The organism is Peribacillus sp. SRI_006 (genome assembly GCF_057586375.1).
Window position 1 is genome coordinate 39,946 of sequence record NZ_JBYCZT010000017.1, and the last position, 22,758, is coordinate 62,703.

The following is a 22,758-nucleotide window of genomic DNA, read 5'->3' on the forward strand; positions in this document are numbered from 1 at the left end:
TTCTGTTGCAAGCCTAATTATGAAGTTTTTTAAGAATGCTAGAAATCTATGGGAATGGCTAGAGTATTGGGGTGGATTCATTTTTATTCGTTATAGGCTGAACAAATATTCAATGGACGAGGGAGCAGTAGACAATACAACTCCCTTTAATGATTCTTTTTCATTTATCCGATTAAAACTCACTAATAAATTTATTGAAAATTACAGTTGGCCGCTAATTTTAATCAGTAATTTCAACTAAGTATTCGTGCGTATAAAATCCTACCATTCGTTAATAATATCCATATCTTACAATCAAAGGAGTGGAGTCTATTGAAAAGATATTCATTCTTTAAAAAGCAAGAAAATCATAAATCTACAGACTTCACTGATGTACTCGAACATCTGCAAAAGTCCAAGGACTTCACAAGCTTTACACTCAATTTTGAAAATGAAATATACTGTGTATCTTTTTTCGATACATTAATTGATAAAGATATAATGCATAGAGACCTCCTTCCTTTTTTACATACAAATTCTTCAACTCTGGAGGAGCTTGTACATAACTTGCCGATAGAGGGGCTTGTTTTTACAAAAAATCCTGCTGAACTACAAAGTCAGCTGTTAATGGGTTATATAGCCATAACATTAACTAAATCTGATCAGGCAGTTTTAGTTAAAGCAGCAAATAACACTTCGAGGCAAGTTACACTGCCAGAGGTAGAGTTCAGTGTTGTCGGTCCGAAAGAGGCACTGGTCGAATCACTTGATACGAATTTATATTTAATCCGAAAACGGCTTCCAATTGCAGAACTTGCTGTTGAAGAAATTATTGTTGGGAAGTTATCCAAAACAAGAGTAGCTGTGCTTCATATAGAAGGAATTGCAAATAAGGAGAATGTAGAAACCGTCATACAGCGCATATCTGATTTAAGGGTTAACCAAATAATTGATAGCTCCTATATTTCACAAATGATTGAAGATAATAAAAATTCTCCTTTTCCTCAATTTATCGATACGGAACGACCTGATCGATTGGCTGCGGTACTAGGAGAAGGCAAAGTAGTGATCTTGGTGGATGGAGCTCCACATGGCTTACTTGGGCCCTCCACATTCTTTGAATACTTTGCGGCATTCGAAGATTATTTTCTCAACTGGACGATTGCCTCATTCTTTAGGCTTATTCGTTTTTTTGCTGTATTGTTTTCCATCCTAATGACCCCCATATATGTCGCAGTTCTCACTTATCATTATGAGTTGATCCCAAAGGATTTAGTCAGTACGCTTGTGATTTCTCGTAGCGGAATTCCATTTCCACCGATTTTAGAAGCATTAATCTTGGAATTAGCCATCGAACTTCTCAGGGAGGCAGGAGCTAGACTGCCGACTAAAGTAGGTCAAACAATAGGTATCGTAGGTGGTATTGTAATTGGGACGGCATCTGTTGAGGCAGGGCTAACGAGTAATGTATTATTAATTCTTGTTGCATTGTCGGCTCTTGGTTCTTTTACTACACCTGTTTATCAAATGGGTAATACCATTCGCTTAATTCGATTTCCTCTCCTGCTCATGGCTTATTTTTTAGGATTGTTTGGTATAGCTATCAGTTTTTGTTTTTTGCTTGTGCATTTACTGAGGATAAGTTCCTTAGGGAGGCCATTTCTTGAACCATTATATCCGCCAAGGATTTATGATATGCGGGATGCCTTGATTCGTTTACCATTTTTTCTTCAGGCTAAACGTCCAATTGAGGTTCAGACGGAAGACACTGTTCGGTTAGAACCCAAGGAAGATTCTAAAGACTAAGTGAGAGTGGAGGTTTCTTACATGAACGATAAAAGTGATCAAATCTCACCATTTCTAGTCTATTTTTTAATCGTTAAAATTCAGATAGGTGTAGGGGTCCTGGGATTTCAAAGGATAATTATTAAATCTGCTGGCCATGATGCTTGGATGGCGGTCATTATAAGTGGTGTAGTCTTTTCATTGGGTATTTGGGGGATGTACAAGCTATTAAATCGCCACGATATGGACTTAATAGGCATACAGAAACGACTTTTTGGAAAGTGGCTTGGCGGTTTACTAAATATCATCTGGATACTGTATTGGCTGATGGTGGGTATTTCTGTTTTAAGATCCTATCTTGAAATCATTCAATCATGGGTATTCCCCCAAATTAACACATGGATGGTGACCTCCATATTTGCTTTATTAATTTATTATGTGGTTTTAGGTGGGTTTAGAGTGGTCGCCGGTATTTGCTTTTTAGGGATCAGTATCCCTTCTTATTTAATTCTAACTTTTTATTTCCCGCTGGAATTCACACATTTTCGCAACCTATTGCCCATTTGGGATCATTCTCTTAAAGACATGGCCCTTGCATCTAAGCAAATGTCATATAGCTATTTAGGCGTTTCCACTTTAATGATGTATTATCCATTAGTTAAGCATCGTAAAAGTACACAAAAGTGGGCGCAACTGGGAAATCTTACTTCTGTTTTCCTTTATTTATGCCTAACGATCCTGACAATAGGGTATTACAGTGAAGACCAAATCAGTAGATATATTTGGGCAACTTTGTCCTTTTGGGGAATCGTACAAATGCCTTTCGTTGAACGGTTTGAGTACATAGGAATCGCTACATGGGTCTTAGTTTTAGTACCTAGTGTATGTCTCTATATGTGGGTTTCGGCAAGGGGGATTTCACAATACTTTAAAATGAAGCAGAAAACAATTTATGCTCTACTATTAATTTTATTGGTTGTGATGACAAATCTAATTAAAGGCAGGGGAATGATTAATCAATATGTGGATTACATTTCAAATTTAGGTTTGATTTTGGAAATTCCTTATATTTTATTTCTGGTTTGTTTATCCACTGTCATGTCAAATAAAAAGGAAGATAAAAAATGAGAATTTTATTCGCGAAATTGGCCCTGATACTTCTTTTAATTAGTGTTCTCTCAGGCTGCATGGGGGTGGATAGCAAAGTTCTCGATGAAATAAATTTGGCAACAGCCATCGGATATGATTATGTAGATAAGACTCATTTCGAAGCTATCGCTGTAACACCTCTTTATTATCCTGATAAAACCATTAAAAATATTACCTATAGTTCGAAATCATCACTTAGTAAAGACGTGCGAGATGAGATGAATCAGCAATCTGAAAGACCCATCTTTAGTGGGAAATTAGAGGTGGTCTTATACGAAAAAAGGCTTGCGAAACAAGGGGTATTCTATCTAATCGATACATTAATCAGAGACCCTTCAATTGGAACTACTTTAAAACTCGGCATTGTCGAAGGAAGTTCAAAGGATGTGTTAAGCCACCAGTTTGGCAACATAGATAAAGGAATTTATTTATCTAATACAATTGAGCAAAATATAAAAATGGGTATGCTGCCTAGAACTAACCTCCATCTTTTTTTGTATGCTCATTACTCTGAAGGAATGGACCCATTCTTACCTATCGTAAAAGCATTGGATGGGAAAGTTTATATTAAAGGAAATGCCATGTTTAATAGTAAAGGGGAATACGTGTATCAGACTACGAGCCGTGAAAATGTTATTTTCAAAATGCTATATGAAAATACAACAAGCAAGGAAGGGTTCTCCACAAAAATTGAAGGGAGAGAATTTGCTTCCGTCAACAATATAAAAACAAAAAGGTCTTATAAGATTTCAAAGCCGATGACAGATACTCCTATAACGATCGATCTCGAGATAAAGGCACTATTGCGAGAATATACCGGTGATGAAGTAACTCCTAAAATGATTAAAATTATAGAAGATAAAATGTCCAAAGATGTGAAGGAACGCTCGGAAAAATTATTGAGGAATTTTCAAAAACTACATGTTGATCCCCTGGGGATTGGCGAACAAGTACGCACGAGGACTAGAAGCTGGGATAAGAAAAAATGGGATGAAATTTATACTTCTATCCCGATAAATGTGAATGCTAAAGTTGAAATTTTAGAATCGGGCGTTGTGGAATAGGAGTAAACGGAGTTGCGGTTTATTAGGGAATATAAAGCGACAGGAGTTCTTCTTAATAGGGAGTTGATTTTTAAAAAATCAGCATCATTTACAGGATGCTTTTTTTTGTGCTGAAAATTATTTTATAAATTTCCATCTGCAGTCTATGTATCTAATTAATCTAAAAATCCCTTGAACCACCACTAGATTTTGCTGATAAAGTAAGACGCAATTAGAGTATTAAAAGTGAAGTCAATGGCAGCCTCCATTTTACGAACCAAATGGTTCGGTGGCACCAGTTTATCTAAAGTAATCATTTCAAGTTGATTGGAGCGGGTGTACGAGACTCCTGCTTAGAAAAGCGAGTCTAGGAGAGACCCCGCAGGCGAAAGCCGAGGGCCGACCGCCCGCGGAAAGCGAGTGCCCTACGTTCCAATCAACGTCCAAATTGTACAAGCCATAAAAATAGACAAACTCGATTTTCATCAGGTTTGTCTACAGTCTGAGACAATTAATAAATTAATTGCCTTTTTATACCCTGCTTGGAATAGGGATGAATATGAAGGAGTCATTCAGAACTTCCTGACCCCCATCTCCCTTAGGGAAGTTTTAATTTTTTCCGAATCCTCTATAAAGCCTTAAGCATTAAACATCGGTTGCGTTGTAGCGGGACAAATCGTTTTAACGGAACAAATAGATGAAAGGCTAATAGTGAAATTACCCATTGCTCTGTCAGTAACTATCACTTGTCCGGTAACAGCATCAAAACTGCGTAACTCTACAAATATAGGTGTAAATGGTTCAGCGGTTGTAGTGAATCCAATGATTGAACCTATGATGGAAGTCCTTAGAAACTCACTTATTTGTTGTCGGGTCTGACATGCTTGTCCGATTGGCGAAAATCTTTTTTGTTTATGCCCTTTGTCTTTTGCTTTATCACAGCAGGATGACTTATCATGGCTGGAAGATTTACCATGGCAGGATGAACTATGACCGCAGAATGGATTATGACGGCATAAAAAATCATTACTTAAATTCATAAAATATCACTCCTTTTCTACTATATATATGAGATAAAACAAAACATGCTTGTACAAATTTACTAAAATCCCTGCCTTTATCGTATCCGTCCATGAATATTTCTACGTAATGTTTCGTGAATCGTAACTGTCTATAAGGCAGTTACAAACAGGAATTGTTGTACGTGTTATAGAAAGTCATATTAGGGAGGGATCCATGGATGTCAAACCTTGATAATGAAGAAATGCTAACAGGAGGGAATGTTTCTGAAGTTTATCGTTCAGGAGATACTGTGCGACGGGAATTAAAGCCTGATAGTCCCAAGATTCATAAGCTATTAAAGCATTTGGAGAATAAAGGTTTCAGTTATGCACCAAAGTTTTTAGGTATTGATGAAAAAAGAAGAGAAATATTATCATTTATTGAAGGAGAAGCTGGTAATTATCCTTTAAAGGAATACATGTGGTCAGATGATGTCTTAATGGAAATAGCGAAAATGCTCCGTCTTTATCATGATTCTGTCAGTGATTTTTCATTTGATGACAGCTGGCAACCGATAGACAACACCCCGCAACAACCTGAGGTGCTATGCCATAATGATTTTGCGATGTACAACATTATTTTTAACCGTAAAAAACCAATGGGTATTATTGATTTCGATGTTGCTGGACCCGGTCCAAGACTTTGGGACATAGCTTACACACTTTATACTTGCGTTCCCTTAAGCAGATTTCATCTTTCTGAAGCAGGTGAGAAAGTTTATTACCATTCATTACAGCATGGTACCCGTATAAAACAAAGAATCAGATTGTTTCTTGAATCTTACGGTGAGGGAATAGAAGCAGACTATTTGGAAATGGTATTGCTGCGGTTAGAAGGGTTATGTAAAACAATTACAAGAAAAGCGAGTGAAGGGGAGATTGCTTTTCAAAAGATGATAGAGGAAGGGCATCTTGAACATTATCAAAGCGATATTAACTTCATTCGGGAACATGGAAGGGATTGGATGTAAGGGTGGGTTATTGGTTTCAAACCTACAGCATAGACGAATAAAACCCCTTGGCCGCCAAGGGGTTTTATTTTTGATGGTTTTTTAAGAGTGATTATACCAACAATATTATGGATCAAGAATCTTTTTTTACAACAAAATAATAAAAACAAGATATTGAAAAGATTAAAAGTAAAAGAAGAAAATTTACTATAGTCAATTTATATTCACCTGTTTCTTAATTTTTTTAGGTTGTATCGATTCTTTACCGATAACTGGATTTGCTAAAAAGATCATTCTAAGCTTTTTATATTCAAATAATAGAAGGGAAATACTCATAAGTGTCAGTACAGAACTAATGCCGAGCGCTGGTATGCCAAAACAGTAATTAAGGATAGTGATATTTACTGTGATAGGCATGTAAATAATATTCCCTAATGTTGCCGTTCTTGGAATTAATAATAACAAGGCTGCTGTTAACTCTCCGAATGCTATAAATAAATTATAAGTATGGGAGTAGCCAAAGAAATGCCAAGCTAACTGCATAGCAGAGTCCTTGGTGGAATCAAATATAAAATCCCCACTGGAAAATTGTCCTGGATATATCTTGGCCGTCCCATAGATGAAAAAGGTTAAAGCTAAATACCATCTAAACGCAGTAATCGTACTCATTTTAAGTTTCTTAAGGGAACTTTTCTTATTCATTATTTATCTATCCTACTTTCCATTTTAGTTATTCTATAAATCTGTTTTTTATATCTTGTGTCGGTATCATACAAGCACTTTTTTTACCAAACCAGGTATAACGGTTTTTTGCAATGAAACGGTAACCTTTATCCCGAATCAATTTAGGTATCATCCATAATGGAATGAGGCATTTTATAGGTCCTTTAAGTTTAATTAAAATGTGTAAGATAGCCGTAGATTCAGTGAATATTTGATCCTTATCAATCAAGATAATAGAATCCACCTCTTTATTAGTTAGATTGTGGCTTGCCATAATTGAGCGTGCTAACTCTGATTGAAGAGACAAAAATTTAAATATGCCATTTGGATCCCTTTTTATCACAAATTGGATCCAATGATTACACAAATTACAAATACCATCAAACATAATTATGGGATGATTGTCTTTTTGGGCTCTCATAACATTTCCTCTCTTTAAGTATTTGTAAATATTATCTATAAAAATTATAATGTGGAAGTTAATAAAGTTCACCTAACAATATTGTGAGATATACTTACAATTTTGTCAGGTGAACTTCATATGTTTTAAGAAGAGTACCTAAATAAAGTCCAATCGTTTATAAACCTGATAAACAGAAATCACTACTTTCTTGAATAGGAGAGAAGGGATTATTTGTAAGTGAGTCGAAGTTAATAACATTAAGGAGAAAGAAAAGTTATAAAGAAAGTGGGAGATCTATTGGATACAAAAGAGGTATTGAAGCGATTCGAACAGGTGGCTGCATACTATATTGAAGAGTTAAGTAAATATTCGCTGGATGAGTTTACGAGGAAGCCTTCTGAGGATGAATGGTCATTAGGACAAATGTACAATCATTTAATAAAGAGTACCCTTAGTCTCCATTTGAAAGCCATTGAGCAATGTGTTAATGGCACTACTTCCGATGGCGGTGAAAAAACAGAAATAGGCGAATCGATTTTCAAAGAAGGGACGTTTCCTCCAATCAGGTTAAAAGGTCCGGATACACCGGATTTCACACCGCCAAATCCTGCAGGAAAAGAAGAAGTAAAGGAAGGACTGCTTCAAATCGTTGAGAAAATGCAAGAGATCGAGAGAAAGCTCTCTGACATTCCGGCCAGCCAGAAAGTTCAGCACCGGAGAATGGGATATTTAAATGCAGAGGAATATTTTCAGCTAATCGAAATGCACTTCCGTCACCACTTCCGGCAAAAAGAACGTATCGATCAGTTTCTTTTAAAAGTAAGTAAGTAGAGACGATAACCCCTTTGGCAGCCAAAGGGGTTTTTACCATTCATAAATAGTTGTGGCCCCCATAAGTAAGGAAGATTTAATAAAAAAGGGTTGCCCTAAAGGTAACCCTTTTAAGTCAGTTACCTAGTTCGTTAGTTGATGATCGGAGCTGTCTTTAGAGCGCCGCCATAGGAGTTTCTTATGGAACTAAAGGGGCAGGTTAACTCCATAATAAACAAGTGATTTATCTATTAATCATATATGGTAATATACAAAATAAACCAATAGAAAAATCAGGGGGATGAGTATGTTCTTACATAAGATTGATGAGGAGTTATCATTGAAACTGTTAGAATTAAAGGATGGAGAAAGAGTTTTCGAAATAACAGATCAATCCAGAGAATATCTACGAGAATGGCTTCCTTGGCTGGATAATACAACAAAACTTGAAGATACAAAAGGGTTCATTAATATTTGTTTAAAAGGTTTCGCTGAAAACAAGAGTTTCAATACAGTTATTATGTATAAAGGACAAACTGTTGGTGTAGCAGGTTATAACCAAATAAATTGGTCAAATAATACTGCATATATTGGTTATTGGCTCGGAGAAGAATATCAAGGAAATGGAATTATGACAAGAGTAGCTAAGGCATTGACTGATTATGCATTTAATGAATTGAAACTAGATAAAGTTGAAATTAGGGTTGCTGAGGAGAATAAGAAAAGTAGAAGAATTCCCGAAAGATTGGGTTTTGTTAATGAAGGTTGTATAAGACAAGCAGAATGGTTGTATGACCATTATGTTGACCATATTGTTTTCGGTATGTTAGCTAAGGATTGGAATAAGTAGTAATACCTTATAGAACCAACGGGTGCATTAGCTGAAGGTCGGAGCTGTCATTAAGGCAGCTTTTTCTTTATGTAACAAAAGGGGCAAGTTAGTTCAACAACTGATACTTTAATAAGGCAGAGCAACATTTTCACGTGGTATATAATAAAAATGTAACTATCCGAACCTTTTAAGAGAGGCGAATAACATGAAGGTAGAAATAAGCCACTTCCCTCCAGAAGAAATAAAAACTAAGCCTGGCCCAGAAGCCACTTATCCTTTTGAGATAACCTGTGAGTTCAAATATATCGTAGAGTTTTCTTGTTATATTGATGGGGATTATGCAGAAGCCCATGAAGAATTCTTTTGCAAATGGATGGAGAGCCCAAATTATTACCCTATTTATTCACTTGCGGAAATCTATGATTTTCAACTAGAAGAGTACGAAGAGCTGTTTAAGAAGCAAAATATAGAGTTCAATTATATGAAGGGGAGTAGTAAAGACTCGTTCTTTGTAAAGGCAAATATCCGCAGCCCACAGCAATTTAAACAATATTATCCTTATTTACACGGGAATGGGAGCATGTTGAACTTATCATTATGGTCCTTAAAACAGGATGTCTTCAGACTAGAGGAAAGGGAACATGAGTCACCTTATCCCGTAAAAAGGACTAAAAATAATCGAACAAGACTTATTAAACTAAAATGGATAGCCAATACCCTGATAACAACGTTAAATGAGAGTTCCACTATGTTTTGGGTAGGGCATGATGGCGATTATATAGCCGCATTCTCAAATGATGAAAACTTTTCAACAATAGACTCTCTTCAAAAAATAATGCCGGAAAAGGTTGAGCTGGTGACTGATTATGAATGGGAATAGTGTTTTCCCGTTCCTACCCTTGTTGAACCAAGGGGTGCTTTATTACATTATCAAGAGCTGATGAGCAGCTCTTTTTCTTATGGAACTAAAGGGGCAGTTTAGTTGAAAAAGGAATATTAATTTTATTGGGTTATGGAAAGAACAAAATATAATAAAAAACTCGCCAAAAACTGAACGAGTTTTAAATACCTATTTTTATTGCTGGTTGAAAATAATAATGCGCTCAACATAAAACGATTATACGATAGGGTGTGGTTTGAGCAGGGATACTTCTTGTGGCAGGTCCATAGAAAACAATTAAATCTCGGTTCGCTGGATATCTTGAAAAGAGTTGCCCATTTGTTAATAATATTTGGGTATAGGGAGATAATTTTAATTGTAATTGTCCATCACTACTCACCAATTGGTTATTAAAATAATCAACTTTTACATTCTGATTTGGGTTATCTTTTACCATGACAAGCGCTTGATATTGTGGAGGGTAAATAAGAATAGCAGGTAAATCTCCATCATAATATCCTGTCACGCGATCTCCTACTATGACCATTTCATGGTCAACGAAGTAAGTTGAGGGTGAAACCACGAAATTTACTATTGAACCCAATTCATTTTCTATTGTAAATAATTTATAACAACCTTCTCTTTCACCATTTTGACCTGTAAAAAAATCACTAATCACCGTGACAGTTCCATGAAATGAATAAAAAGTTGTCATATAATACCTCCAAAATTAAAAGATAGGGGCGATCTTTTATTTTGAGACTATTCGAGATAAGGCTTTTTTAGGATTTTAGTATAATGTAGGGATAGGAGGACAGGTAACAGCATCTATAAGTCTTGGGTCAATACCGTAGAATTGCCAGAAAGCACCGTTCCATCTATATCCAGATACTTCTCCATATTCCACACGAGTAGGGTAAAACCAAAATTGTCTGCCATTTATAAGCCATACATAAGTGTTTTGATATAGACAGTCGACGATATAGGACACAGAAGGTTTTGGTGGAATGAATGTTGGAGGAGGGGATTGTGGACTCATTGTCCCCTAGCGTGGGAAATATCTCATGTGATTTCACTCCTTTTAGTTAGGTTCTCAACATTATATGTTGAGAAGAAGTAAAAGGATTATTTAACGCGAAAACTAAAGATTGTGAAGTAATGTACGTAAACTAACGGGTCCGTTAGTTGAACACTTGGGAACTCAAGTGTTTTTTATGCTAATTATATTGTTATTTAATCTGCTATTTAACTTGCCAATTCGTATGTTATTTACTTTGTTATTTGGCTTTTTTTCCACGTTATCTGAACTACTTACTAAAAAGCTAGGGTTCTGCCCAACAATTCCACGTTCCTATGAAGTTATGAATAAATTATGCATTAATGATTAAAAAGTAATAACAGATGGAAGTTATTTGGCATAAAATCCCTATCCCCCATCTTAAAATTATTTCAGAGTTGAATACAAAATATCAAAAGTGAAATTTAATTGTAAAATTTACCTCTGTCAAAGTTAAATTAACTGAATATTTATATTATTTTTTATATTGGCGCAGCAATTGCATATAAGAATATATCTACCATTTTAAGGAGGCTCAAATATGCAAGAAAATCTGAATAAAAAAACTGGAGATTCTGCGTCAGAACATTATGATAGTGATGCTGCACAACTGGCATCGCTTGGATATGAATCTGAATTTCGCCGCGACATGAGTCCGTGGGCAAACTTTTCGCTAGGGTTCACTTATCTTTCACCTGTAGTAGGTGTGTACTCACTATTTGCATACGCACTTGCGCAAGGTGGCCCACCTATGATTTGGAGTTTTTTCATCGTTGGACTCGGACAATTACTAGTCGCACTTGTCTTCAGTGAGATTGTTGCGCAATACCCTGTTGCAGGAGGAGTTTATCCTTGGGCACGAAGATTATGGGGGCGCAAGTGGGCGTGGATGACTGGCTGGGTTTACTTAATGGCCTTGCTTGTGACGATTGCCAGTGTCGCGTACGGAGCTGGACCTTATCTAGCACAAGTTTTGGGTTTTGAAGTATCGGTGGACTCCGCGATTCTTTGTGCAGTAGTCCTTCTTGCACTATCGACTATCATCAATTTTCTTGGCACAAAGGTTCTCGCAGCTGCAGCAGTTATTGGTTTTGCTGCTGAACTTATCGGTGCGCTTGTAGTTGGATTTTGGTTGCTTATCACACAAAGGGTGCACGGTCTTGATGTGCTCTTTGATTCTTTTGGTGCTCAAGGTAGTCATAGCTACATGTACGCATTTGCAGCAGCTGGATTAATTGGGATTTTTCAATATTATGGGTTCGAAGCTTGTGGTGATGTTGCTGAAGAAGTACCGAATCCAGGTGTTCTTATCCCAAAGGCAATGCGTCGGACCATTTACATTGGCGGTGCTGCAGCAACTTTTGTTTGCCTTGCTTTAGTACTATCAGTTGCTGATATCCCAGCAGTTATCGCTGGTAAGGACGTAACGCCTGTTGATACCTTACTAAACGATGCATTTGGTGCTGTTGGCGCGAAGATTGTACTGGGTATTGTGTTGATTTCTTTCCTTTCATGTGTAATGAGTTTACAAGCGGCAGCAAGCAGACTTGCCTATTCGTATGGCCGTGATGACATGATTGTAGGAAGCAGATTATTAAAGAAATTTTCGGCTGCTCGTCACATTCCACCTTATGCGCTGCTTCTTGCCGCAATTGTCCCAGCCCTCATTGTGCTTGGATCAAAAGTGTCTACAGATGCGCTCACAAAGGTAATCAGTTTTGCGGCATTTGGCATTTATCTTGGATTCCAAATGGTTGTCTTTGCTGCACTTCGAGCTAGACTAAAAGGATGGAAGCCAAGTGGTAAGTATCAATTGGGCAAGTGGGGACTGCCTGTCAATATTGGTGCGCTTGTCTACGGAATCATCGCAATGATCAACATGTGTTGGCCAAGAACGCCAGATGCACCTTGGTATGATAACTATATCGTGCTCGTTTCAGGAGTCATAGTTGTAGGTATTGGTTTACTGTATATGATGATTCATCGTAGCTACGGACATAGCAATGTGCCGTATAATGTTGCGATACCAAAAAAATATATCTCTCATAAAAACAAGCGCAATGACATGTCAATGTAGGTTTGTTGCTAACTCATATTAGCCACTCTAAAGGGTTTTCCTTCTTCACTTTTTTTATTCGTAAAAATCTCTTAAACTTTGATTACCAGAAATTATATTTTCACTCGTTTTTTTTTACGCATCCCGTAAACTAGACTGGACACTCACATATTAAAACAGAAGGGTTCGAAATCTTTTAAAGATTCTCGAACCCTTCTGCTTATGTTCAATTTTCTATCAACGCAGACTTACATTTTACTAATTTTTTATTCATCCCCATCCGTCCTTCCATTGGCGAAAGTTAATGGACGTAATCGGTTTTTCTTTTCCAGCATTTCACTATACATATAATCGATTCCTTTGATCATTGCGTAGAAGGTTACAACAGGGATTATCAATGCAGTCGTAAAAAGTATCATTCCTTATCCCTCCATTTATCCAATTCTTCATCATTCACGTTAATGGTATAACTTCTGCCTTCCTTCTTCAAATACCCTTCATTTACTAATTCCACCATCATGGCATGAACCTTATTATTCCCTAAACCTATCAATCTTGCTAACTCATTTACTCGGAGCTCACCAGTGTTTGCGATCCAGCGTTTCAGCTGGTCAATTGGTTCTTCTTCTTTGACCTCTTGAATTTCACCCTCCACAACAACCCCGTCAAACAGATGAATAAGCTTATCAAAGATATCCTCCTCCTCTTCCTTATTCAGTGTTAATACTGGGGCTTGGAATCGTTTAAATTCATTCTTACCGCCCTCAATCTTAGCGATACGGTCACAAAGTAACGGGTGCGTTAATTGAATAAGGAAAAGCAAAGACCACAAAAATTGTGGTCTTTTTTTTGCTCAAAAATCAAAAATTTACTTTAACAGAGCCAAAATTTAAAATTGAAAATTTTACAATTACATTCTTTGGGTTGTTGTGGTAAATGAGGTCATTTTGAGGTCAGCATAAATAAAAAGTGATAGATTTCTATCCCTTTTGTTTCTACTTGTTTTAATGTTCAACATCTTATTAAATACTATATAAAACCCCTATAAAATAACATTTATATGAATTACATATAACCGAAGCAGCCTTTTTTTAATTGTTCTAACTGGCAGGTTGTGAAAGAAGGAATTCGCTTTCAAAACTAGAATTTAAATTAATAACTAATGGGATAGGAAGGAGATTCTTATGATAATAAAGGGTTTTGGAGGGATCCTTTGGAGGACTAAAATCTAGAGGATATAAAAAAATGGTACAGTAAAGTCCTAAAATTGAAATTGAAAATTGGAATGGTACCATTATTACACCACAATCAGGCAATGAAACTATCTTTTCCTTCTTTTCTGAAAATGACCGCTATTTTCCAACAGAACAACAAGTGATGTTAAACTTTCAAGTTGAAAATTTGGTTGACAGTATAAACATATAAAAAAAATGGGGGATTGAAGATCCAGAGGGAAGACGTATAGAGCTTTGGGAGAAGTATAAGGATATATAACGAGATTTGGTAAAATTAATTGAGGAGAAGGGTGCTTTAATCATCTTGGTTATTTGTTTCTTTTCTGGAAATATGGCACAAGTGATTGAACCTGGAATAACACCTTTTCGTGTATTGCTGATATGTGGAATCATTATATCTTTTTCTCAGTGAGAAAGGACTTTGGAGAAAATTAGCTTTAGGTCTTAATATATTTGTTGGTTTCGTTTACTTATGGCTGTTGAATTAATGAGAATAATATTCCAGGGTAATGGATTTTAAATTGTTTATTCAACAAACAGGTGCGTACTTCATTACCAGGAGCTGGACAACAGCTCCTTTTTCTTATGGGGATGCCCTATAGTTCTCACATGTCACTGCAAAATTCTATATACTAAAATTAACGAGGAACCTTTAAATAGAAGTGTAATACGAGGAGGATCATATCATGCTTATTACGGAACGGCATCAATTAATATTAAAGCTATTAAAAGAAAAGGGGAATGTTAAGGTTCATGAGCTAGTAGAATTAACAAATACTTCAGAATCTACTTTGCGTCGTGATCTAGATCAATTAGAAAAGCAGAACTACTTAAAACGTGTACATGGTGGAGCTTCACTTTTACATAGTAAACGAGACGAACCAAGTGTGTTTGAGAAAATAACGCAGAACCTTGAGGAAAAAGCTAAGATAGCAAAATATGCGGCAGAACTAATTTTGGACGGCGACTGTGTTTATCTTGATGCTGGAACAACAACGTATCAGATGATCAAACATTTAAGACAAAAAGATATCGTTGTCATTACAAACGGAATTGATCATTTAGATGCATTACTTGAAAATGAAATATGTACATATTTTATTGGTGGGTTTGTTAAAAAGATTACCAAAGCAACAGTTGGACGTTATGCATACGAAAGTATAAAAAAATACAGATTTGATAAGTGTTTCATGGGTGCGAACGCTATTCATTATAATTTTGGATTGACTACCCCAGATCCAGAAGAGGCGCAAATAAAAGAAAGAGCCATCCTTTTGTCACGTGAGGCCTTTGTATTAGCAGATCATACAAAATTTGGAGAAGTATCATTTTCTAAGTTTGCAGATTTAAACCAGACAAAAGTTATTACGAATGAAGAAGGTACAATAACGTTAGGAAAATATAAGGAGAAAACGGAGATAATTATTGTGAGGGACTAAAATCTAAATTTGCTATCGTTGAAGGAAAGCTGGTATTCAAAATGTCTGAATCAGACATTTTGAATACCAGCTTTTTTTGAAGATTCTGAAATTATTTTATTGAAAATTTTCCCCTTTGTTTTATCAATATAATAAAGAATGCTTGATTTATTGTAATGTAGCCAATTAACAATGAGGGAAAACCTGCTCCATGTATTAAATATTCCATTTGAAACGTTTAATATTTTATGTTATCAATATATTTTTTGTAATAATTGGAACCGTTGACAATTACAAACAGCTTTAATATAATCAAAATCAATCAAAAACAACCAAAATCAATCAATTATAATTCTAATGTGTAAAGGGTAATTATATTGTTTTACAAAGGATGAAAGCGTTATCAATAAATGGTCAATGTGAAAAAACTATCAAAATCAACCATATTTCCATTATTTCACCCAAAAATATTCATTTAAGGAGGTGATCTAGTTTAAGAGATTGGGAGCGTTAACAATTTCTCGTTCAGTAGCTAATTATTTTCATCTTCAAAAACTAGGGGGGACTAATATGGTGAAATATTTAAAAGTAATAGGAATGCTAGTTTTGGCGTTTGTAATTGCCGCGATGACGGCATGTAGTGGGGCTAGTGAATCATCAAATGGATCAACAGATGGTAACGAAGGACAAAAAGGCAACAAACAATTAACGATCGGTGTAGCGGTGGGTAGTTTAGCAAACCCTTTCTTCGTCTCCATGGCTAAAGGTGCTGAAGAAGCAGGAAAAGAATTAGGTGCTGAAGTTCTAGTTGAAAGCGCTGAATATGATTTAGCCAAACAAGCAGCTCAAATTGAAAACTTTATTACGAAAAAAGTAGATATCATTCTTTTAAATGCTGTTGATACAAAAGGAATTGCGGCAGCTGTTCAACAGGCCAAAGCGGCTGATATTCCAGTAGTTGCTGTAGATACCAATGCTGAAGGTGGTGTCGATGCCACTGTTACTTCAGACAACTATCAAGCTGGTAAACTGGCCGGAGAATATGTGATTGAAAAATTAGATGGAAAAGGAAAAATAGTCATTATTGATGGACCTCCTGTTTCGGCTGTATCTGATCGTATTCAAGGATTTGAAGATGCAATAAAGGATTCCAAAATTAAAGTTATCGCGAAGCAAAATGGAGAAGGGAATCGCGAAAAGGCATTAACGGTGATGGAAAGTATTTTACAAGCTAATTCATCAGGCTCTATTGACGCTGTATTTGCGATTAATGATCCAGAAGCAATTGGTGTTGAAATTGCTCAAGAGCAAGCGAATCGTAAAGATGAATTTTTCATTGTCGGAGTGGACGGTGCTCCTGAAGCTACAGAAGCAATGGCAAAGGAAGGAAGTACAATTGCTGCTACTTCAGCTCAGTCACCTAGTAACATGATCAAAAAAGCTGTTGAAATCGGAATGAAAGTGAAAAATGATGAAAAAGTTGAGGAGCTTATTAAAGTTCCAGTTGAGATTGTAACTCAAGATACATTAGATTCTTACCAAGGTTGGTAAGAATCTTTCAATAAATAGGCTGATAAGGATTCCTCCTTTAATCAGCCTATTCAAATCAATATAAGGGGTGAGATAAAGGTATGGCTGTGAATGAAATGTCCCTTAAAGGCCTACAAAGTCTAAAAAAGCCAGTGTTGAATATGGAAGGGATTGGTAAGACGTTCTCGAGTGTAACCGTATTGAACAATGTGAGAATTGAACTTTATCCAGGTGAAGTACATGCATTAATGGGAGAGAATGGCGCTGGAAAGTCAACTTTCATGAAAATCCTCGCAGGCATTCATACACCTGATGACAATGGTGGGAAAATCTACTTGAAAGGTCAACCAATTTTATGGAAGGACCCTACTGATGCAAGGAACAAAGGAATTAGTGTTATTCATCAGGAGTTAAACCTTTCTCCTAATTTAACAATAAGTGAAAATATCTTAATGGGCTCCACCTTTCCTAGAAATGGTTTAGGAATGGTGAAATGGGATAAGGTCCATGAACGTGCCCAAGAGGTGTTAGATTCAATGGGGTCGAATCTAAATCCACGCCAATTGGTTTCAACCTTAAGTGTTGCTCAACAACAAATGGTCGAGATCGCCCGAGCATTATCCTTTAATGCAGAGGTACTCATAATGGATGAACCAACCGCCTCTTTAACAGATAAAGAAATAAAAAAGCTGTTTGAAATTATTGATGATTTGAAAAAGCAGGGAGTTGCCATTGTATATATCTCTCACAGAATGGAAGAAATCTTTAAAATTTCTAATAGGTTCACTGTATTACGTGACGGCGAATGGATTGCAAGTGGGCCGATTGAAGAGACAAATCCTGATCATCTCGTAAAGCTGATGGTAGGACGGGATTTAAAGGACTTGTTTAATCGGTCAAAAGCTTTTGGCACAAAAAATCCAAAGGAAGTTTCACCTGTACTTGAATTGAAAAATGTTTCTGATAACACAATTGTAAAGAATGTATCCTTAAAAATTTACCCAGGTGAAATTGTTGGTTTAGCGGGGCTTGTTGGTGCTGGCAGAACAGAATTGGTTAGGGCCATTTTCGGTTTGTCCGAGTTGAAAAGTGGCGAAATATTGGTTGATGGTCAATCTGTTAAAATCAAATCCTCAATAGATGCTATTGCTAATAGGATTGCACATGTACCTGAAAGCAGGAAAGAACAAGGGCTATTTTTATCAATGTCCGTAAAAGAAAACATCATAATGGCTGAATTGAAAAAACACGCTAAAGCAGGAATTGTTAGTTGGAAGCAAGCAAATGAAAGCGCTAACCAATATATTGAAGACTTAAATATAAAAATAGCTTCCCCAGAACAGCAAGTATCAAACTTAAGTGGCGGGAATCAACAAAAGGTAGTGATCGCTAGGTGGCTATCAATTGCACCAAAGGTATTACTATTGGATGAGCCAACACGAGGGGTTGATATAGGTGCCAAGACTGAAATCCACAAGATTGTTTCAAAGCTTGCTGATGAAGGATTGGCCGTTTTAATGATATCATCTGAACTTCCTGAAGTATTGGGGGTAAGTGATCGAATACTTGTCATGAGTGAAGGAAGGTTAACAGGCGAGCTTTCGAAGGAAGAAGCTACACAGGAAACTATTATGCGTTTAGCTACCATAGGGGGAAGAGAGAAATGAGAGGGAATACGCAAACTATTACACATTCACAACGCCTAAATATAGGAAATGTCCTTTATTCTTTATGGAATAGGCTTGGCATGATCATGATTTTATTATTATTGTGTGTAGTACTTTCATTTACAGCACCAAATTTTTTAGATACAGCCAATTTATTGAATGTATTAAAACAAGTTTCCATTATTGCTATTTTAGCTGCTGGGATGACAATCGTTATTTTAACTGGTGGTATTGATTTATCAGTTGGTGCAACAGTTGCTCTATCTGGCGTTATCTCGGTCATGGTCTCTTCTGCAGGAGTTAATCCTATAATTGCGATGTTATCAGGCGTACTAGTAGGATATGCAGTAGGACTGATTAATGGGTTTCTTACAGCCAAAGCAAAGTTACCAGCATTTATTGTTACACTAGGCAGCTTCACATATGTTCGTGGACTCGCTTATGTCATTAGTGGCGGTTATCCAATTGTTTTACAAAACGAAACATTTAAATTCATCGGTGGTGGAAGTATTTTCGGAATCCCCACTCCTATTTATATCATGTCTTTAGTATATGTCGTGATGTTTTTTGTTCTTAAATATACGATGTTCGGTCGTCATATTTATGCGATTGGTGGCAATGAAGAGGCAGCTCGGTTAACTGGAATTAAGGTTGAAAAGTCTTTAATCAATGTGTATTCGATTAGTGGTTTACTAGCTGGTTTAGGAGGAGTCGTTTTAGCGGGAAGGTTGTTTTCTGGACAGCCAACTGCTGGTCAAATGTATGAATTAGACGCAATTGCTGCTGTTATTCTAGGAGGAACAAGTCTAACAGGTGGAAAAGGGAAAATAATAGGAACAATTATTGGGGTTTTAATTATGGGGGTAATCAGTAATGGGTTAACTCTAATGGATGTCAACTATTATTGGCAGTTAGTTGTAAAAGGTGGAGTCATTGTAGCAGCCGTTCTATTAGATCGATTGCGCGGAAATAGTCCAGCATAACGATCACATGTCATTTTAGATTTTAAAAAAAGGGATGTGAAATAAAGGTGAAGAGGATTATTAGTACTCTACTAATATGTTCAACTGTCACTTGTTTACCATTTAATGGTGCATATGCAGAAGATCCTGGGTATTATAATGAACCATACCGTAATCAATTTCATTTTTCTCCTGAAGCTAACTGGATGAATGATCCGAATGGTATGGTTTTTTATAAAGGTGAATATCATTTGTTTTATCAATATCATCCGTATGGAACGACATGGGGACCGATGCATTGGGGGCATGCTGTCAGTAAAGATCTTGTTAATTGGGAGCATTTGCCGATTGCTTTATCGCCGGATGAAAACGGCCAGATTTTCTCGGGGAGTGCCGTTATTGATTGGAACAATACGGCTGGCTTTGGAAAAGAAGCAATGGTTGCCATCTTTACGCATTCAGGGGATAAGCAAGTCCAAAGTATAGCGTATAGCTTAGATAAAGGTAGAACTTGGGAAAAATATAAAGGGAATCCCGTAATGCCAGACCCTCCTTTACAAGATTGGCGCGATCCTAAAGTATTTTGGCATGAAGAATCAAACCAATGGGTTATGTCGTTAGCGGCTAAGGATAAGATCATGTTTTATACCTCACCTAATTTAAAAGAGTGGGAGTATGCAAGTGAATTCGGTGAAGATGGTGGAATACAAGCTAATAGCTTAGACAGAACTTCTTATAGCATGTCATCCCAGACAGGTGAATCATTTAGCTATGAGGGAGATATTACCCTTAATGAAAAGAATGGGAGAGAAGGGGCAGGCGGTTTAGTTTTTCGGTCAGATAGGCGTGCAAAGAACGGCTATGTTGCGAGCTTAGATGCCAAAAACGATGTCATAACATTAAGTAAGAATGTAGATGGAACAAACGAGGAAATTGCGAGAAAACCTTTTACCCTCGAAACTTCAACTACCTACCATGTGAAGGTGGAAACAGATGGGGATCAAATTCAAGTCTCTGTAAACGATCAATCCGTTATAAAAAAAACAGATATAGAATTCGATTATGGATACTATGGATTGTCAGCGTGGAATTCAACGGCTGCCTTTCGAAATGTGGAGTTCAAGAATACATCTAACTTTGAGACCAATTTATCAAAATGGACAAATGTAAACGGCAGCTGGGAGAACACGATGGATGGAAAAAGTGGAACCTCTACGGAGGATGCTTTTGTAATGAGTGGTCAAACAGGGGATAACTTTTTTTATGAAGCAAACATTGAGATATCTGGGGAAAAAGGCGGCAATGGAGCCGGCTCGCTCGTTTTTCGTGCAGATCCTCATGCAACAAACGGTTATATGGCGAATATCGATGCTTTAAACGATACAATAAAAATCATGAAAATCGAAAATGGAGACATATCCATTCTAGCTGAAAAAACAATAAATCTAGATACAGATAAAAGGTACCATTTAAAAGCAAGCACTCATGGAAAAAATATTAAAATTTCTTTAGATGGTAATCTCATTCATGATGTAAATGATTCAACTTTTTCGTCAGGACATTTTGGCTTAAATGTTTGGAATTCATCCACGTTATTCCAAGATGTTCAAGTTGGTAAGAACATCATGACAAATGAGAAGGAAGTTACTAATCATGACTTTGAGACAGGTGATCTAACTGGGTGGAGTACAATCGAAGGTAATGCTTTCACAAAAGATCATGTGACAAATGTACCATCTTACTGGGGAGGGGATTTCGGCCACCAAGGAAACTACCACCTATGGGGGTTTACTGATCTTCAAAAGGGAGATGACGCAACAGGTGAACTGCACTCCTCATATTTTAAACTAGGTGGCTCTGGAGAAATCAACTTTCTGTTGGGCGGTGGTAATGATATCAACAACCGCTATGTTTCGTTAGTGAGAGCCTCTGATGATCAAGAATTAATTCGACAAGCCAATACCAAATTTAAAGAAGAAAAATATCAAAAATACGTCTGGGATGCTTCTAAATACATTGGAGAAGTGTTATATATTAAAGCTGTAGACAAAGCTACAGGTGGTTGGGGTCATATAAACATGGATGATGTTAATGTTTATAATGAAGGGGCCATGCCAAATGAAGTAGACCAAGTTGCCAAAGAGCCTGAGAAAGGCGATTCGAAAGAAAGCGGCATCCTTACAGACTGGTCTGCTGTTTCTGGAGAGTGGATACCTTCTACTCATGGTAGTAACGGAGGGATTTGGGAATGTCCTACTCTCATCGAATTACCAATTGATGGCGACCCTTCAAAAACAAAATGGGTACTACAGGTAAGCATTAATGATGGCGCTCCTGCAGGCGGGTCAGGTATGCAATATTTTGTAGGTACCTTTGACGGGAAAACGTTTAAAAATGAAAACCCTTCCAATCAAGTGTTATGGACTGACTACGGTGCAGATTATTATGCCGCAGTTGATTGGAGCGGAATTGAAGGGAAGAATGGCGAAAAATATTGGATTGGCTGGATGAGTAATTGGCTATATGCAAATCATACACCAACTTCGACTTGGAGAAGTTCAACGACATTGCCTAGAAAGATGGAGCTAACTCAGACAGATGAAGGTTTACGTTTAAAACAAACACCAGTTTCTTTAAAAACCATTCGAGATAAGAGTGAAAAAATTTCATATAAAAATAAAGTCATATCTGGTGAAAGTAATCTCCTATCCAAACTATCAGAAGATACATTTGAAATGATAGCTGAGTTTGATGTAGATGATATAAAAGCAACTGAATTCGGCTTTCAAGTTCGTAAAGGAGCAACTGAATATACGACTATTGGCTATGATGTTGCCACCAAACAATTATTCGTAGACCGTTCAAATTCAGGAAGCTTTGATTATGGGAACAATGTGGCCGGTAAGCATGACGGACCGTTACATGCAATAAATGGGACTGTGAAAATGCATATTTTCATTGACCGATCTGCTGTAGAAGTGTTTGGAAACAAAGGTGAGACGGTTATTTCTGATCAAATTTTCCCGGATCCATCAAGTAAAGGATTACAAATTTATAGCAAGGGTGGAGAAGTTACATTAAAGTCTTTGAAAATATACCCTTTAAAGAGTATATGGAAAAGATAAAGACTACATTTCAATCCTATTAAAGATGGGTTGATAGTGAGAGTTTATGAAGGCTGTCGAAAATGATCGATAGCCTTTCATTTTACCTAAATC

At 36.7% G+C, this 22,758-nt stretch carries 19 protein-coding genes and 2 pseudogenes; 15 read left to right on the forward strand and 6 right to left on the reverse strand.

Translation table 11 applies throughout. The features are described from left to right. Nucleotides 1–312 precede the first annotated feature (312 nt). From AC2YHV_RS22385 to AC2YHV_RS22395, 3 genes are read left to right on the forward strand one after another with little or no spacing between them, the layout of a single operon-like run. Nucleotides 313–1,785 (forward strand): spore germination protein, encoded by a 1,473-nt coding sequence (locus tag AC2YHV_RS22385; RefSeq protein WP_487374196.1) that lies wholly within the window; start codon nucleotides 313–315, stop codon nucleotides 1,783–1,785. 21 nt (nucleotides 1,786–1,806) lie between these two features. Continuing rightward, nucleotides 1,807–2,892 (forward strand): GerAB/ArcD/ProY family transporter, encoded by a 1,086-nt coding sequence (locus AC2YHV_RS22390; protein ID WP_487374197.1) that lies wholly within the window; start codon nucleotides 1,807–1,809, stop codon nucleotides 2,890–2,892. Then, the gene (locus AC2YHV_RS22395) at nucleotides 2,889–3,977 is read left to right on the forward strand and encodes a Ger(x)C family spore germination protein (protein WP_239859411.1); all 1,089 of its coding nucleotides are present in this window, start codon (nucleotides 2,889–2,891) and stop codon (nucleotides 3,975–3,977) included. Before AC2YHV_RS22390 ends, AC2YHV_RS22395 begins: the two co-directional genes overlap by 4 nt. A gap of 617 nt (nucleotides 3,978–4,594) precedes the next feature. Here AC2YHV_RS22395 and AC2YHV_RS22400 read toward each other — a convergent pair. Then, a complete protein-coding gene (locus AC2YHV_RS22400) occupies nucleotides 4,595–4,996 on the reverse strand; it encodes a hypothetical protein (RefSeq protein ID WP_487374198.1) in 402 nt (133 codons plus the stop codon). 200 nt (nucleotides 4,997–5,196) lie between these two features. Between AC2YHV_RS22400 and AC2YHV_RS22405 the strand changes: the two genes are divergently transcribed. Beyond that, nucleotides 5,197–5,988 carry a phosphotransferase gene (locus tag AC2YHV_RS22405; protein ID WP_487374199.1) on the forward strand — a complete coding sequence of 264 codons (792 nt, stop codon included), beginning with the start codon at nucleotides 5,197–5,199 and terminating at the stop codon, nucleotides 5,986–5,988. 192 nt (nucleotides 5,989–6,180) lie between these two features. Here AC2YHV_RS22405 and AC2YHV_RS22410 read toward each other — a convergent pair whose 3' ends face one another. Together AC2YHV_RS22410 and AC2YHV_RS22415 are read right to left on the reverse strand one after the other, a co-directional pair. Then, nucleotides 6,181–6,669 (reverse strand): hypothetical protein, encoded by a 489-nt coding sequence (locus tag AC2YHV_RS22410; protein ID WP_487374200.1) that lies wholly within the window; start codon nucleotides 6,667–6,669, stop codon nucleotides 6,181–6,183. 28 nt (nucleotides 6,670–6,697) lie between these two features. After that, nucleotides 6,698–7,111 (reverse strand): thiol-disulfide oxidoreductase DCC family protein, encoded by a 414-nt coding sequence (locus AC2YHV_RS22415; protein ID WP_487374201.1) that lies wholly within the window; start codon nucleotides 7,109–7,111, stop codon nucleotides 6,698–6,700. 279 nt (nucleotides 7,112–7,390) lie between these two features. Between AC2YHV_RS22415 and AC2YHV_RS22420 the strand changes: the two genes are divergently transcribed. The 3 genes from AC2YHV_RS22420 to AC2YHV_RS22430 all read left to right on the forward strand — a co-directional run bounded on the left by AC2YHV_RS22420 (nucleotide 7,391) and on the right by AC2YHV_RS22430 (nucleotide 9,615). Next, on the forward strand, nucleotides 7,391–7,924 hold the full coding sequence (locus AC2YHV_RS22420) for a DinB family protein (protein WP_258249371.1): 534 nt from the start codon (nucleotides 7,391–7,393) through the stop codon (nucleotides 7,922–7,924). A gap of 286 nt (nucleotides 7,925–8,210) precedes the next feature. Continuing rightward, nucleotides 8,211–8,753 (forward strand): GNAT family N-acetyltransferase, encoded by a 543-nt coding sequence (locus tag AC2YHV_RS22425; RefSeq protein WP_487374202.1) that lies wholly within the window; start codon nucleotides 8,211–8,213, stop codon nucleotides 8,751–8,753. 187 nt (nucleotides 8,754–8,940) lie between these two features. Continuing rightward, entirely contained in the window at nucleotides 8,941–9,615 is a 675-nt protein-coding gene (locus AC2YHV_RS22430) for a hypothetical protein (RefSeq protein WP_487374203.1), read from the forward strand. A 223-nt stretch (nucleotides 9,616–9,838) separates the two neighbouring features. Here the strand turns inward: AC2YHV_RS22430 and AC2YHV_RS22435 are convergent, their stop codons facing one another. Continuing rightward, the gene (locus AC2YHV_RS22435) at nucleotides 9,839–10,330 is read right to left on the reverse strand and encodes a hypothetical protein (RefSeq protein WP_057277227.1); all 492 of its coding nucleotides are present in this window, start codon (nucleotides 10,328–10,330) and stop codon (nucleotides 9,839–9,841) included. 883 nt (nucleotides 10,331–11,213) lie between these two features. On the opposite strand from AC2YHV_RS22435, the gene AC2YHV_RS22440 reads away from it, so the two are divergent. Further along, a complete protein-coding gene (locus AC2YHV_RS22440; protein WP_187050093.1) occupies nucleotides 11,214–12,749 on the forward strand; it encodes an APC family permease in 1,536 nt (511 codons plus the stop codon). Between the two features lie 245 nt (nucleotides 12,750–12,994). On the opposite strand, the gene AC2YHV_RS22445 is transcribed toward AC2YHV_RS22440, so the two are convergent. Continuing rightward, nucleotides 12,995–13,147, reverse strand: a complete 153-nt coding sequence (locus tag AC2YHV_RS22445) for a hypothetical protein (protein ID WP_487374204.1) — start codon at nucleotides 13,145–13,147, stop codon at nucleotides 12,995–12,997. After that, nucleotides 13,144–13,560, reverse strand: a complete 417-nt coding sequence (locus AC2YHV_RS22450) for a helix-turn-helix domain-containing protein (protein ID WP_487374205.1) — start codon at nucleotides 13,558–13,560, stop codon at nucleotides 13,144–13,146. Before AC2YHV_RS22450 ends, AC2YHV_RS22445 begins: the two co-directional genes overlap by 4 nt. Before the next feature lie 355 nt (nucleotides 13,561–13,915). Between AC2YHV_RS22450 and AC2YHV_RS22455 the strand changes: the two are divergent. From AC2YHV_RS22455 to AC2YHV_RS22485, 7 genes and pseudogenes are all read left to right on the forward strand, one after another. Beyond that, a pseudogene (locus AC2YHV_RS22455) lies at nucleotides 13,916–14,150 on the forward strand (VOC family protein); the annotation flags it as partial. Nucleotides 14,151–14,649: 499 nt separating this feature from the next. Further along, the gene (locus tag AC2YHV_RS22460; RefSeq protein WP_487374206.1) at nucleotides 14,650–15,402 is read left to right on the forward strand and encodes a DeoR/GlpR family DNA-binding transcription regulator; all 753 of its coding nucleotides are present in this window, start codon (nucleotides 14,650–14,652) and stop codon (nucleotides 15,400–15,402) included. A 549-nt stretch (nucleotides 15,403–15,951) separates the two neighbouring features. Further along, nucleotides 15,952–16,932: a substrate-binding domain-containing protein gene (locus tag AC2YHV_RS22465; RefSeq protein WP_230134628.1), complete on the forward strand. Its 981-nt coding sequence runs from the start codon at nucleotides 15,952–15,954 to the stop codon at nucleotides 16,930–16,932. 80 nt (nucleotides 16,933–17,012) lie between these two features. Continuing rightward, entirely contained in the window at nucleotides 17,013–18,578 is a 1,566-nt protein-coding gene (locus tag AC2YHV_RS22470; RefSeq protein WP_057277232.1) for a sugar ABC transporter ATP-binding protein, read from the forward strand. Nucleotides 18,579–18,658: 80 nt separating this feature from the next. Further along, nucleotides 18,659–19,561, forward strand: a complete 903-nt coding sequence (locus AC2YHV_RS22475; protein WP_225988884.1) for an ABC transporter permease — start codon at nucleotides 18,659–18,661, stop codon at nucleotides 19,559–19,561. 56 nt (nucleotides 19,562–19,617) lie between these two features. Continuing rightward, nucleotides 19,618–20,244: pseudogene (locus AC2YHV_RS22480) on the forward strand (glycoside hydrolase family 32 protein); the annotation flags it as partial. Nucleotides 20,245–21,651: 1,407 nt separating this feature from the next. Then, nucleotides 21,652–22,665, forward strand: a complete 1,014-nt coding sequence (locus AC2YHV_RS22485) for a glycoside hydrolase family 32 protein (RefSeq protein WP_487374233.1) — start codon at nucleotides 21,652–21,654, stop codon at nucleotides 22,663–22,665. Nucleotides 22,666–22,758 lie beyond the last annotated feature (93 nt).

Excerpts from the sequence above, each read along its gene's own strand:
- AC2YHV_RS22475 (WP_225988884.1), top strand. The coding sequence starts at position 18,659 with ATGATCATGATTTTATTATTATTGTGTGTAGTACTTTCATTTACAGCA.
- AC2YHV_RS22485 (WP_487374233.1), top strand. The coding sequence starts at position 21,652 with ATGCCAAATGAAGTAGACCAAGTTGCCAAAGAGCCTGAGAAAGGCGAT.
- AC2YHV_RS22435 (WP_057277227.1), bottom strand. The coding sequence starts at position 10,330 with ATGACAACTTTTTATTCATTTCATGGAACTGTCACGGTGATTAGTGAT.
- AC2YHV_RS22410 (WP_487374200.1), bottom strand. The coding sequence starts at position 6,669 with ATGAATAAGAAAAGTTCCCTTAAGAAACTTAAAATGAGTACGATTACT.
- AC2YHV_RS22390 (WP_487374197.1), top strand. The coding sequence starts at position 1,807 with ATGAACGATAAAAGTGATCAAATCTCACCATTTCTAGTCTATTTTTTA.
- AC2YHV_RS22470 (WP_057277232.1), top strand. The coding sequence starts at position 17,013 with ATGGCTGTGAATGAAATGTCCCTTAAAGGCCTACAAAGTCTAAAAAAG.
- AC2YHV_RS22445 (WP_487374204.1), bottom strand. The coding sequence starts at position 13,147 with ATGATACTTTTTACGACTGCATTGATAATCCCTGTTGTAACCTTCTAC.
- AC2YHV_RS22425 (WP_487374202.1), top strand. The coding sequence starts at position 8,211 with ATGTTCTTACATAAGATTGATGAGGAGTTATCATTGAAACTGTTAGAA.
- AC2YHV_RS22440 (WP_187050093.1), top strand. The coding sequence starts at position 11,214 with ATGCAAGAAAATCTGAATAAAAAAACTGGAGATTCTGCGTCAGAACAT.
- AC2YHV_RS22405 (WP_487374199.1), top strand. The coding sequence starts at position 5,197 with ATGTCAAACCTTGATAATGAAGAAATGCTAACAGGAGGGAATGTTTCT.
- AC2YHV_RS22460 (WP_487374206.1), top strand. The coding sequence starts at position 14,650 with ATGCTTATTACGGAACGGCATCAATTAATATTAAAGCTATTAAAAGAA.
- AC2YHV_RS22465 (WP_230134628.1), top strand. The coding sequence starts at position 15,952 with ATGGTGAAATATTTAAAAGTAATAGGAATGCTAGTTTTGGCGTTTGTA.
- AC2YHV_RS22415 (WP_487374201.1), bottom strand. The coding sequence starts at position 7,111 with ATGAGAGCCCAAAAAGACAATCATCCCATAATTATGTTTGATGGTATT.
- AC2YHV_RS22430 (WP_487374203.1), top strand. The coding sequence starts at position 8,941 with ATGAAGGTAGAAATAAGCCACTTCCCTCCAGAAGAAATAAAAACTAAG.
- AC2YHV_RS22395 (WP_239859411.1), top strand. The coding sequence starts at position 2,889 with ATGAGAATTTTATTCGCGAAATTGGCCCTGATACTTCTTTTAATTAGT.
- AC2YHV_RS22400 (WP_487374198.1), bottom strand. The coding sequence starts at position 4,996 with ATGAATTTAAGTAATGATTTTTTATGCCGTCATAATCCATTCTGCGGT.